The organism is [Clostridium] symbiosum (genome assembly GCA_036419695.1).
GTDB lineage: Bacteria > Bacillota > Clostridia > Lachnospirales > Lachnospiraceae > Otoolea > Otoolea symbiosa_A.
Map to the genome: position 1 here is coordinate 1,679,292 of CP143946.1, position 12,572 is coordinate 1,691,863.

At 44.6% G+C, this 12,572-nt stretch carries 10 protein-coding genes; 8 read left to right on the plus strand and 2 right to left on the minus strand.

Annotated features, from left to right (window positions below):
* Positions 1–381: 381 nt before the first annotated feature.
* The gene (locus V3C10_07855) at positions 382–924 is read right to left on the minus strand and encodes a carbonic anhydrase (GenBank protein ID WVP63707.1); all 543 of its coding nucleotides are present in this window, start codon (positions 922–924) and stop codon (positions 382–384) included.
* Between the two features lie 665 nt (positions 925–1,589).
* Between V3C10_07855 and V3C10_07860 the strand changes: the two genes are divergently transcribed.
* Positions 1,590–2,531 (plus strand): LysR family transcriptional regulator, encoded by a 942-nt coding sequence (locus tag V3C10_07860; GenBank protein ID WVP63708.1) that lies wholly within the window; start codon positions 1,590–1,592, stop codon positions 2,529–2,531.
* Positions 2,532–2,672: 141 nt separating this feature from the next.
* Here the strand turns inward: V3C10_07860 and V3C10_07865 are convergent, their stop codons facing one another.
* Entirely contained in the window at positions 2,673–2,861 is a 189-nt protein-coding gene (locus V3C10_07865; GenBank protein WVP63709.1) for a hypothetical protein, read from the minus strand.
* Between the two features lie 218 nt (positions 2,862–3,079).
* Between V3C10_07865 and V3C10_07870 the strand changes: the two genes are divergently transcribed.
* The 7 genes from V3C10_07870 (at position 3,080) to V3C10_07900 (ending at position 12,337) form a co-directional block, all read left to right on the plus strand.
* Complete coding sequence (locus tag V3C10_07870) at positions 3,080–4,381, plus strand: SLC13 family permease (protein WVP63710.1); 1,302 nt, start codon at positions 3,080–3,082, stop codon at positions 4,379–4,381.
* Positions 4,382–4,392: 11 nt separating this feature from the next.
* Positions 4,393–5,328, plus strand: coding sequence for a glycyl-radical enzyme activating protein (locus V3C10_07875; GenBank protein WVP63711.1), 936 nt, complete (start codon positions 4,393–4,395; stop codon positions 5,326–5,328).
* A 19-nt stretch (positions 5,329–5,347) separates the two neighbouring features.
* The gene (locus V3C10_07880) at positions 5,348–7,756 is read left to right on the plus strand and encodes a formate C-acetyltransferase/glycerol dehydratase family glycyl radical enzyme (protein ID WVP63712.1); all 2,409 of its coding nucleotides are present in this window, start codon (positions 5,348–5,350) and stop codon (positions 7,754–7,756) included.
* 41 nt (positions 7,757–7,797) lie between these two features.
* Positions 7,798–9,021 (plus strand): thiolase family protein, encoded by a 1,224-nt coding sequence (locus V3C10_07885; GenBank protein WVP63713.1) that lies wholly within the window; start codon positions 7,798–7,800, stop codon positions 9,019–9,021.
* Positions 9,022–9,030: 9 nt separating this feature from the next.
* Positions 9,031–10,155 (plus strand): thiolase family protein, encoded by a 1,125-nt coding sequence (locus tag V3C10_07890; protein ID WVP63714.1) that lies wholly within the window; start codon positions 9,031–9,033, stop codon positions 10,153–10,155.
* 35 nt (positions 10,156–10,190) lie between these two features.
* Positions 10,191–11,399, plus strand: coding sequence for a CaiB/BaiF CoA-transferase family protein (locus V3C10_07895; protein WVP63715.1), 1,209 nt, complete (start codon positions 10,191–10,193; stop codon positions 11,397–11,399).
* Positions 11,400–11,479: 80 nt separating this feature from the next.
* Entirely contained in the window at positions 11,480–12,337 is an 858-nt protein-coding gene (locus V3C10_07900) for a 3-hydroxyacyl-CoA dehydrogenase family protein (protein WVP63716.1), read from the plus strand.
* Positions 12,338–12,572 lie beyond the last annotated feature (235 nt).

A 12,572-nucleotide genomic window follows, 5' to 3' on the forward strand; every position in this document is an offset into this window, starting at 1 on the left:
ATTCGGGGAAATGTAGTGGCAGCGACAATACCCCCCTCTTTGAAGGAATAAGAACAATTCAGCGGCCGCAGGCCGGGGTCCGGGATGGCGAAAACCTTCGCGTCTTCAGTCCCGGGGCATAACCTTCCTGTGGGGAATCCGGGAGAAAAAGATTCCGGAGGGAACCTGGGAGTTCATCGGCACTTACCGAGGTATTTTCGAGGTTAGTGTCCGTTATGTACTCCAAAGAGCGCAAGCGTTTCCCGGAGGAACTTTTTCTGCCCGTATTCCCCACCCGCGACAACCTACAGCCCGGGATTGAAGACTCATAATTCCCCCTCACCATTCCGCCCCCCGACCGTCCCGGCGGCGTTCTCATTCCTCAATTAAAAAGAACCCGTCTCAGCAGACAGGTTCCAGCAGCCCGGTCTCCACATCCATAACAAAACCGGTGATGGTAATATCCGAAGGGATTAGAGGATGATTCTTAAGGATTGAGACGGAGCGCTTTACCTCCTCCCCCGGCGTCTCAAACCCCTGGAACCAGCGGTTGAAGTCGAGTCCGCTTTGTTCCATCTGAAGGATGGCCTCTTCTGTAATTCCATGTTCTTTTAGATGGATTCTGATTCGGTCCGGGGTGATGCCGGACACGCCGCAGCAGGTGTGGGCGATGACCATCACCTGCGTTACCTTCAGTTCCAGGATGGCGATGAGCAGGCTCCGGATGGAGGTGTCGAGCGGATCGGTAATCATTCCTCCGGCATTCTTTATCATCTTTACATCCCCGTTCTTAATTCCCAGGGCGGCGGGGAGAAGTTCGACCAGGCGGGTGTCCATGCAGGAAAGGATGGCCAGTTTTTTGCGCGGGTACTTATCTGCGGCGTAGCGCCGGTAGGAACCATCTCTTACAAATTCCTCATTGTACTTTATCATTTCATCAATCATTATTACCCTCCTCATCCGTATATTTCCGCTATTATAAACGAGAAAACTTAATAAAGAAAGAAAAATACCTTAAAGATTATTCAGATTACATAAAAAACTGGCAAAAGGTAAGGGTTACAATTGTGGCAAGGAACAACAGAGGGCAATTGCAGAGATAGTCCGTAGGAGGTGTAGGACTGTGTTTTAAGGCATGCTGCGCCGATGCCATAATCGAAAAGTCTTGATAATACATGGAAATCGTGCTAAAATACAGTCGTTATATAGGTATTGCCACAGATATTTTGATATGATAATGGACAAAATATAGGGTCCGTCTGAGGTGATAAGTCCAAATTGCCAGCCATGGTTTGTTCCGGTGGAGAAACGATAGATGCAGGTTGGTTGGAGAAAACAAAACTCAACTTGGCGATGCCATTGCCATACCAGCAGGATGGGCGAAAGATGCCGCAAGTTGTGAGGGAACATTTTGGAAGGGCTTACGTCCTTTGATAAAGGAATTTTCATCTCCACCTAGACATATTTTCTGGATATGCTGTTGACGTCTTTGGTAAATACTTTGCCAGAGACGATTTTATTTTTCCTGGTATATTTTAGCGATTTTATATTGCAGGTTGATATTTATAAGCTAAAGTCCGGTGGTTTTGAAATTGGTGGGAGGTAATACTTTGAATTTAAATCAGCTATATTGCTTCAAAATATTGGCACGGTATGAACACCTTACAAAAGCAGCAGAAGAGCTCAATTATTCTGTTCCAGCGTTAAGTGTTATTATATCCAGACTTGAATGTGAGTTAGGCGTTAAATTATTTAATCGTGTTGGCAGGAATATAAAACTCAACGAACGTGGATTATTATTCTTACAATATGTCGATCAATCCCTCAATGCATTAGACGAAGGGATCAAACGGCTTTCTGAAACGCAGGAAAATGCAAACGAAGTTATTCGTATTGGAACATTTTCTCATCAATATTGGCTTGGTTTTTTAAACACCTTTTTAGCTACCAATCAAAACGTATTTATTTCACGAATCAAACTTACTCTTCCCAGCCTTGCAAATGAGACTAATATAGATCAATATGATTTTATTATTTCGCCAGAAAGCGATTTCCATCACGCAAATTGGAATAGTTCAATATTAATACATAATGAATCTCCAGTGGTAGTCCTTAGCCCGCAAATCCAGCTACACACAAAACAAGTATCACTAAAAGATTTAACAAATGAAAAAATAATTGTGCTTTCAAAACAGGAATCCTTACGCAAATACTTCGATGAACTTTGCAAACGTAATAATGTATCATTTAAAAATATAATTGAAAGCGATATTTTTTTCCGCCGAGAACTAATGTACGGTGCAGATAACTATATTGCTTTTACTACTGATTTAGCATTATCAATGGGTTTTTTAGCAGATTTGAGATCAGTACCGGTCGAGACTGATATGCCAAAAAGAAAAATTGCTATTTATTGGCGAAAGGATCGCTACTTAACAAAAAATATGCAGAGCCTATTGGATTCAATTCAAGAGTATTCAAGGATTTTTGAAAAGACGCATCTTAACAATCAATCTTCACAAACTGAAAACGAGGATAATTCTTTTGATTGAAGACGGTGATTTGCTCGTGAAACGTGCAGGTTATCGTTGAGGGCGGTGAAAGGTTCGCGGAGTGTACTTTTCATCGTTACGTTGTTGCATTAAGGGCGTTTTCCGGCGCTGTTCTCTTTTATCTGCTCCCTTTTCCGTCTTCTAAGATGTTTGAGAAAAGGCATCTTTTTCTCCGAAACCATAAATTAAAATATCAATTTCAACCAGTAATGGCACAAAGAACGTCAGCAAACCTGCAAGGTTGCTGGCGTTCTTCAGATTGCTCGAAAATAATTGTATTTCAAGGCCTTCCGGCAAAAAAAATTCCATACAGGTATTCAATCTGTTCATATGAGCGCTTTTAAGGATAATTTTATAAGGGATGACGAGTTCCCAAGAATCCATGGAGAGAGATAATTCGTTTCCATAAAGTTAATAAAGTGATTAATTGTTACGTTATTTGAAAAGATACTGTTAACAAAGCTGAGATTGATCATAAGTTTGATTTTGCTATACTTTAAACAACGTAGCGCTTCGTAAAAATGAAAAAAACGGGAGGGTAAGAAAACATGTTCACAGCAATTGCAGGGGTAATTGGCATTCCTTATTTTACTTTAATCGTTGTATTAATAACATTGATTATTTTTGCCAGAGATAAATGGCCGGCAGGTCTGGTTGCAATGGGGTCGGCCATCGTATTGGGCGTATTTGGATGTGTTGCAACGGATAAGGTCTTTTCCGGTTGGTCAAGTAATTTGACTTTAATGATTATGGGAATGATGATTGTTGGTAACGCTTTATTTAAAACCGGCGCAGTGCTGCTGGTTGGCAAGTCGATTATGAAAGCAAAATTTGCAAGCAATGAGAGAGTCGTAATGGTTATTATCATGATTGCCTCTGGACTCTTAAGCGCTTTTCTTTCTAATACTGCTGTTGTCGCAACGTTCATTCCGCTAATTGGAGCTATGGTAGCGGCTTCAAACGGCAAGTTGAAAAACAAAAACTTATTGATGCCTCTGGGATTAGCTACAGCGATTGGCGGTGCACTTACTCTGGTAGGCTCCACGGCACAGCCGATGGCTAACTCAATATTGGAACAGCAGGGTCTGCCGTTGTTTGGTATGTTTGACTTTGTACCCGTTGTCCTTCCTATGTTTATTTGCCTGATTGTTTATTTTGCAACGGTTGGATATAACATGATGAATAAACATTTAGATTTCGAGGACACGGTTGCTGCGGTAGATGTAAGTACCATTGAAAATGTAAAAACCACTTGGAAGACCTGGTTTTCTGTTGGCATCCTGGTATTTTGTGTAGCAGGTTTCGTAGCAGGTTGGGGGAAGACCGGTATTATTGCTCTGATTGGCGCGGCTGCCGCTATGCTTACCGGGTGCGTGTCTTTTAAAGAAGCAGTCAAAGAAGCAGTGGACTGGAATACAATTTTTGTTATGGCTTTCGCACAGACCATTGCAGCTGCGATGAATGATTCTGGCGCAGGTAAGATGGTGGCGGAAACAGCAGTTAATTTAGTTGGCACCAATCTGCTGGCACAGACCGCTGCATGCGTAATCGTAATTACCGTATTAACAAATATTATGTCCAATACTGCAACTGCGGCAATGATGACGCCTATCTATATTGCGATTGCCGCGCAAATGGGAGTAAACCCGTATACATTTGTAATGGCAGTTGCAGTTGCTGCAAACCTGACAGCGGCTACGCCTATCGGCGGAACCGCAATCACTATGACGTTACCAGCCGGTTACCGCTTTAAAGATTTTCTTAGAATCGGCACTCCAATTAACATAATGTGGGCGGTTCTGGCAATCGTACTGATTCCAATCGTATACAGTTTTGAATTCGTGGGATAGAGGTACATTAAATGAGTATAAGTGGAAAAATATTTGATATACAAAGATATTCATTGCATGACGGACCTGGCATACGGACATTGATTTTTATGAAAGGATGTCCGCTGCGGTGCCGCTGGTGTTGCAATCCGGAAGGATTGCAACACCAGGACGATATTCTCTATGATTTGACACGATGTATTGGGTGCGGAAAATGCCTGGATGTATGTCAATTTGACGCGGTTCATCTTAGTCAGGAGGAGGGATTCACGATCGACCGCGCGAAGTGTACGCATTGCGGAGAGTGTGCAAAAGCGTGTCCCTCCGGCGCCAAAACAGTTGCAGGACGTGAAATCACAGTACAGGAAGCGCTGGATATCGTCAGACGTGATAAACCTTTTTATAAATCATCCAACGGTGGGGTGACACTGGGGGGAGGTGAAATATTAGAACAACCTGAATTTGTGTATGAAGTCCTGAAGGCATGTAAAGAGGATGGAATCAACACCGCAATAGAAACCAGCGGATATGGACAGTGGGCCCATCTTGAAAGAATTTTAACAGTTACCGATACTGCGTTTGTGGATTTGAAAACAGTTAATCCCGCGTTACATTTGACAACTACAGGAGTGAGCAATACCCGGATACTGGAAAATCTGCAGAAAGTAAATGATTTTATGGGAAAGGAAGAAAATCGGAAGAAGGTATTTACTGTCCGTATACCGGTTATTCCGGGCATGAATGATACGACAAAAGATGCGATGGAGGCAGGTTGTTTCCTGAAGAAACTGCAGAATTGTACCGGCGTTGAAGTGTTGCCCTTTCATAACTATGGCGAGATAAAATACAAAAAGCTGGGAATGAACTATGAATTTGCGGACTACCCGAACAGTACGGTTGAAATGCTGATTACCTATCAACACGTGCTTAAGGAAAGCGGAAGAGATGTTGTTGTAAAGAAAATGTAATTGCAAAGGAGGTTTAATAATGTATTACGAGGCGACAGATAGAGTAAAAAGATTAAGGCAAAGATTCATGACTTACAAACCTAATGTAGATATTGAGCGCGCTTTGATTTATACAAGAGTTTTTAAAGAATCTGATACGGTAAAGGATGATCCGCGTATTATTGCTTTGGCAAAAGCATATTCCATTTTTTTAAATGAGCGGTCAATTTATATCGAGGAGGATCAGCTGTTTGCTGGTTCATTTGGGCGTAAGCCGCGCGCGTTTCCCATTTATCCGGAAACACTGGGGGATTCTCTCATTGGGGAATATCGAAAACTGACGACCAGGGAAATCGATCGATTTGAATACCCTGAAGAGGACAGGCTGGTGTTAGAAGAGAAACTACATAAATGGCATGGTACAGGAATGTATAGTTATGTTTTTGATGATATGCCTATGTATGCGAAAAAGCTGTTCCTGAAGGATCCGGAAAACACCGTTTCCGGAGGCACAAATATTTTTTCTTTAGATGTACCGCTCAACGGTCCTGCCGGACATATAACCCCGGATTACCAGACTGTGTTGGCGATAGGTTTCCAGGGAATCAAAGCAAATGCAGAAAAAAGGCTTGAGCTTGCCGAGGCCCAGCATGATCAGGAAGGAATTAATTTCCTGAAAGCAGTGATTATTTGTGCAGATGCAATTACAAATTTTGCGCACAGATATGCAAATCTGGCAAGAAAAAAAGCGGAAACAGAGAGCGACAGTAGAAGGAAACAGGAGCTTCTTACAATTGCAGAAGCGTGTGATCGTGTCCCAGGCTTACCGCCGCGAACATTTCAGGAATGTCTGCAGGCAGTCTGGTTCACTTTTATTGGCATTCAGATGGAAGCATATGAAAGATGTTTTGGCTGTGGGCGTTTGGACCAGTATGCATATCCGTATCTGAAGGCAGATTTGGAGACGGGACGGATTACTGAGGAGCAGGCCCAGGAGCTGGTCGACTGCCTGTGGATGAAATTCCCGGAGACAAATTATATTAATACAGATTATCATTCGCAAATTGCATCGGGATTCCCTTCTCAGCAGCAGATCATGGTTGGAGGGCAGACCCCTGACGGTAAGGATGCGAGCAACAAGCTTAGTTATATGTGTTTGCAGGCTTCAATGAACACATTGCTTCACCAACCTTCCATTTCATTCCGTTATTTTGAAGGAACCCCGGATTCCCTGGTAGAGCAAGCCTGTCGGCTGGCCAGAAAAGGTGCGGGACATCCCTCGTTCTTTAATGACGGAAGATGCGTTTCCGCTTTGGTGTACAAGGGTATTTCCCTGGAAGACGCCAGGGACTATTCCTCTGTGGGCTGCGCGGGTATTCAGCCGACGCGTAAAGACAAAGGCACGCACAACGCCGGATATCTTAATGTTGCATCTGCATTAGAATTAGCCTTGCACGACGGTTACTGGAAAAAAGGAAATAAACAGGTCAGTATCCATACCGGTGATGCCTCTCAGTTTAAGAGTTTTCAGGAAGTTCTGGATGCATTTGAAAAGCAGCTTTCTTATTTGATAAAGGTTTATTCCGAGGAGATTGTAAAAGTAGAAAAAGCGCACAGGGATGTTTGCCCAACGCCGTTTATTTCCAGTTTTATTCAGGATTGCATTGGAAATGCGAGAGATAAAAGCGCAGGTGGAGCTCTGATAAATTCGGGTCCTACACCAAGAGGAATTGGGTTGGCCGATGTGGCAGATTCCCTGTCAGCTCTTAAAAAGTGGGTGTTTGAGGAACAGAAATATACAATGGCGGAAGTGCTGGAGGCTATGGATCACAACTTCGAAGGCTACGAAGAAATGAGACAAATCTTATCCGCTAAGACAGACTGTTATGGCAATGATATTGAGGATGTGGATAATATTGCCAGGAAAGTAGTTGAGATTTATGGATTGGAAACAGATAAATACAGAAGTTTGTACGGTGGACGGTTCCATCCCGGCTTTAGCTCTGTTTCTTCTAATGTGCCATATGGTACAGCAGTGTGTGCGCTTCCGGATGGAAGAAAGGATTACACGCCTCTTGCTAACGGGAATTCTCCCTGCAATGGCGCTGATATCTCCGGCCCTACAGCGGTTGCTATTTCGTGCGGAAAATTGAACCATGATTTGATGAGCGGCGGCTCAATACTAAATGTTAAAATTACTCCTTCGTCAGTTGCGGATGAAGACGGTTTGCAGCGATTTGTTGAATATGTAAAAGGTGCGATGGCTGCGGGGGTTTGGCATGTTCAATTTAATATAGTAGATCAGGCTACTTTGAAGGATGCACAAATTCATCCGGAAAACCACCGTGACCTTATTGTTCGTGTCGCCGGATACAGTGCGTTCTTTACGGGACTTAGCAAACAGCTCCAGGAGGATCTGATCAGACGAACTGAGCAGGAGTTACGGTGAAGTACATAAAGCGGGCTAAATAAATAGATAGGAGAAACAAAATGACCAGAAAAAATGCTGTATATATCACTCACGGAGTGAGGACCGCGATTGGTAAAATAGGCAGATCCCTTAAAGACGTAAGCGATACTGACCTTGCCATGATTGTCATTAAAAATCTTCTTGAAGAGAGAGCTAAACTGGATTTTCAAGAAATCGACCAGGTCATTTTCGGCGAGGTGAAACAAAAATCCGATTCAGCCAATGTTGCCAGAGCGGCAGCATTGCTGGCCGGGATTCCGGAGAAGGTTCCTGCTTATACAGTAAACAGGCAATGCGGCTCAGGATTACAGGCAATTATTGATGCATTTGAGATGATTGAAACCGGTGAAGCGGATACGATTGTTGCAGGCGGTGTCGAAAACATGAGCCAATCGGTCTATTATATGAGGAACGCAAAGGAAGGTCTGAAAAACGGTGATTTTTCAATTGAAGATTCGCTTATCGCCGGCGGGCCGGGAGCTGTTCCTATTGAAAAATATGGTGTCTGGCCAATGGGGATGACGGCAGAAAAACTTGCTGAATTATATCACATCACACGTGAACAGCAGGACGTTTTTGCTATGAACAGTCAGCTTAAAATGCATCATGCTATGGAGGAAGGGCGGTTTAAGGAACAGATTGTGCCTGTTCCTGTGATTGATAATGGGCATAAGACACTCTTTAGTACAGATGAACACCCTTTCCTTTCCTCCATGGAAAAACTGGCGGCATTAAAGCCAGCGTTTAAGAAAGAAGGTACTGTGACAGCGGGAAATTCTTCCGGACGTAATGACGGAGCCTCCGCTGTGCTGGTTATGTCTGAAGATAAAGTGAAAGAATTTGGCTATAAACCAATGGCAAAGATAATATCGGTGGGAAGCAGCGGGTGTGATCCGACAATTATGGGACTTGGACCCGTAGAATCCTCCATACTTGCGATGAAGCGCGCCGGACTCACACTGCATGATCTTGACATTATCGAATTAAATGAAGCTTTTGCCGCACAATCGATTGCCGTTATAAAGGAATGGGAAAAACTTGGTATTTCTGAAGAAGCGCTGCTTTCAAAAATCAATCCCAACGGAGGGGCCATTGCCCATGGCCATGCTCTGGGCAATACAGGAGCGGCATTGACTGTCAAGTGTATGTATGAAATGCAGCGAAGAGAGACAGCAAGATATGGAATGATAACCATGTGCTGTGCCGGCGGTGTCGGTGTCGCAGCGATTATCGAAAAATGTTAGGAGAAAACCATGGAAAATGTATTTGTGGGTGGATTTGCCCGTACACCAATCGGTAAACTTGATGGAAACTTAAAAACATTCACTGCGGAAGCGCTCGCTGTCGAAGCGATACGCGCTGTATTGTCAGAAACAGGGCTTTCTTCAGATGAAATCAGCGAGGTAATCGTTGGCAATGCCAAACAGACCAGTACGCACTCCAATCTGGGCAGGTATGTCACTCTGGCTGCGGATCTTCCGGAAAAAACGCCGGCTTATACAGTACAGAGGCAGGACGCTTCTGGAATGCAGGCTATCATGAATGGGTACGCGAAAATAAAGTCGGGAAATGCAAGTATCATTCTTGCCGGCGGAACGGAAAGCATGTCCCAGATCCCTTATGAAATTTTGAACGCACGGTATGAATTCACCCCGGATAAAATTGTAATGCATCCAATTGAGGCAATGATTACCGGCGGTCTGCCAAGGGAAAAGTATGGAACTGTCACCCTTGACGCGATTAATAAAACAATAAGTGAAAAATATGCAATCACCGAAGAGGAACAAAAGGAATTTGTTCAGTTGAGCCAAAGAAAAGCAGCGGAGTCGTCCCTGAAAGAGCGCGTTACTCCAATAAAGGTAAAGCTTAAGAAAACGGTATTGGATATAACGCAGGATGAAATTCGTGACAGAACAGAGATGAAAGCCCTGCCTGCAGACGCTGCTGCAGCATGTTTGCTGATGAGCAAAGCTGCGTTGGATGAGAATAACCTGAAGCCGATTGCGGAAATTGTGTCAATCGGGACTTCTGCCGGCGATCCGTCAGGGGAAGGTCTCCTGGGAACCGCTGCGGCGAAAAATGCACTTAATAAAGCTGGGAAATCGATAGAAGATGTAGATTTTATTGAGGTGAATGAAATAACGGCAGCACAGGTTCTTGCGACGGCACAAAGTCTCGGAATTTCAAAGGCGGATATGAAAAAGAAATTGAATGTTCATGGAGGTGCATTGGCAACTGGCAATCCATGGGGGGCGGCTGGCGTAATTCTTTTGGAGCGGCTTATTTGCAGCATGAGAGAAGCCGGCAGGAAGTGGGGACTGGTAATCTGCGGAGCCACCGGTGGCCAGGCAATTGCCGCTGTAGTAAGAATTATATAGGAAATGCGAATCATATTGTGAGAGGTCAGAGTGCAATGAACAAACCAATGGAAGGAATTACAGTCATAGAATTGGCAAACTATGTCGCTGGACCGGTTGTCGGCAGGATGCTGGCAGATATGGGGGCCAGGGTCATTAAGATAGAAGGAAGAGGCGGCGATGCCTGGCGGAAAACTTCGGCCAGCAATACACAGACAGACTGGGATGAAAATCCTTTATTCGATCTTTTCAATATTGGCAAAGAATCGCTCAGTTTGAATCTCAAAACAGAGGAAGGCAAGGAAATCTTTTTCGAACTGCTAAAGGAAGCCGACATTTTGATAACAAATACCCGTCAGAATTCACTGATGAAGCTCGGAGTGGATTACGATTCTATAAAGGAGTGCTACCCCCGTTTGATTTATGCGACGTTGACCGGATATGGCTATAATGGGCCGGACTGCAATGCCCCCGGCTTTGACAACATTGCGTTCTGGTCCCGCTCGGGTTTCAGCGCAGACATGACGATCGGCGAGCCAGAAAGTTATCCTGTCAACAGCCGATATGGGATGGGCGATACCATTGCGGGAACCACACTATTCGGAGCGGTCATGGCGGCTTTATACAAAAGAGAAAGGACTGGCCAGGGGGAATTTGTCACTACATCCCTGTTCAATGCCGGGATATGGGCATTCGGCGGCGGTATCGTTATGGCTGAGAAACCATATGAACACCGTTTCCCGGAGATTCGCAACATGGGAATACCAATGAATCTGGTCTATCGCTGTGCGGACGGTGAATGGATCCGCTGCACCATATTTGAATTTGAACGCTATGCTTATAAATTCTTTGACGCGCTGGACGTGCATAAGGAAATGGAAAATATGGGAGTTACGTCTCTGGACCGCAGCATGGAAAAGGCGGCGGACGTCGTGCCGCTCTTTGAGGAGAAATTCCTGAAAAAAACGTCCACGGAATGGATAAACCTTTTCGCCAAACTGGATATTGTCTGCGGCAGGCTGAATCATTTCCGTGATGTTCTGGCAGACGAGCAGGCTTGGGCCAATGACTATCTGCAGAGATATCATTGCACCAATGGGGCGGAACGCATCCTCCCTTCCTGTCCGGTGCGTTTCGGTGAAGGCGGCGCATTTCCTGTGGGTGAACCGGTTATGTACGGCGCCAGCAACGAGGTAATTCTGCAGGAGCTAGGCTATACTTCGGAACAGATCGGAGAATTTTCGGTGAGAGGTGTACTGGGTTAAAATGAATAATGAAGTTCCGGCGTAGTTGGGCATCTCATTCAGCAGCTGCCTTTTTGTCAGGGAGGATAAAGAAAGATCTTATGAGCGAGAATAAAAAATGCGCCGTTGTCGGCGGCGGCACTATGGGCCGGCAGATTGGTTTAAACGCAGCCATTCATGGCTATATGACCACGATCTGTGAGAGCGTGCCGGCTGTGCGGAAAAATCTTCTGAAGTGGGAAGAAGAGTATCTGGCGGGACGGATTACCAAGGGCAGAATGACACCCGAACAGGTTGACATCATCAAATCACGATTTTTGGTGACGGATGATCTAAAGACCGCAGTAAAAAATGCCGACATTATCATTGAATCTATCATTGAGGATCGTGAGGCAAAGACAACGGTATTGCAGCAGATAAGCAAGTTAGCTCCAACGGATGCGATAATTGGGACCAATTCAAGCTACATGGTCTCTTCGTTATTCAAGGACGTTGTCAGAAATCCGGAACGGCTGACCAATTTACATTTTTTTGCCCCGGTACTCGTGATGAAATTGGTCGAGGTCGTAAGGGGGGAGCATGTTTCAGATGCTACAGTAGAAAAGGCTATGGACTTCTGCCGTGCGGTAGATAAGACACCGGTTCTGGTACAAAAAGAGGAGGATGGCTTTATCGTCAATAATATTCTGAAGGTAATCAAGGAAGAAGCATATCGTCTGGTTAATTCTGGTGTCTGCTCCACGGAAGATCTGGATACGGCTGTAAAACTTGGGCTGGGTCACCCGATGGGCCCGTTTGAATTGGACGACCTCAGTGGAATCGATGTCCGATATCATGTTCTGAAGCGTCGACTGGAAGAAAACAGCGTCAGGTCTGAAGGATATGACATGATCGAAAAACTGTACAGGGAAGGCCGATACGGTAAAAAGACTGGCCATGGCTTTTACGATTATAGGTAAGCAGTTTAAATTCCGGTGAACCCGGGATGTAGTGTAATATATGCTCCTTAATGTAATAGGCATTTAAGTATTCCATGTGCCTATTACATAAGGAGCATGCAAAACCAGACTATTCCGCGGTTTGACGCAATGGGCATAAAGAGATTGGAAACCTTGAGCTTTCGGATAAGAACCGAACGCTCTATCGGTTTCACAACAGAGCAGTAACGAAAACTGTAAATTCAGATTCACCTAA

Excerpts from the sequence above, each read along its gene's own strand:
- V3C10_07855 (WVP63707.1), bottom strand. The coding sequence starts at position 924 with ATGATTGATGAAATGATAAAGTACAATGAGGAATTTGTAAGAGATGGT.
- V3C10_07865 (WVP63709.1), bottom strand. The coding sequence starts at position 2,861 with ATGAACAGATTGAATACCTGTATGGAATTTTTTTTGCCGGAAGGCCTT.
- V3C10_07870 (WVP63710.1), top strand. The coding sequence starts at position 3,080 with ATGTTCACAGCAATTGCAGGGGTAATTGGCATTCCTTATTTTACTTTA.
- V3C10_07875 (WVP63711.1), top strand. The coding sequence starts at position 4,393 with ATGAGTATAAGTGGAAAAATATTTGATATACAAAGATATTCATTGCAT.
- V3C10_07880 (WVP63712.1), top strand. The coding sequence starts at position 5,348 with ATGTATTACGAGGCGACAGATAGAGTAAAAAGATTAAGGCAAAGATTC.
- V3C10_07885 (WVP63713.1), top strand. The coding sequence starts at position 7,798 with ATGACCAGAAAAAATGCTGTATATATCACTCACGGAGTGAGGACCGCG.
- V3C10_07890 (WVP63714.1), top strand. The coding sequence starts at position 9,031 with ATGGAAAATGTATTTGTGGGTGGATTTGCCCGTACACCAATCGGTAAA.
- V3C10_07895 (WVP63715.1), top strand. The coding sequence starts at position 10,191 with ATGAACAAACCAATGGAAGGAATTACAGTCATAGAATTGGCAAACTAT.
- V3C10_07900 (WVP63716.1), top strand. The coding sequence starts at position 11,480 with ATGAGCGAGAATAAAAAATGCGCCGTTGTCGGCGGCGGCACTATGGGC.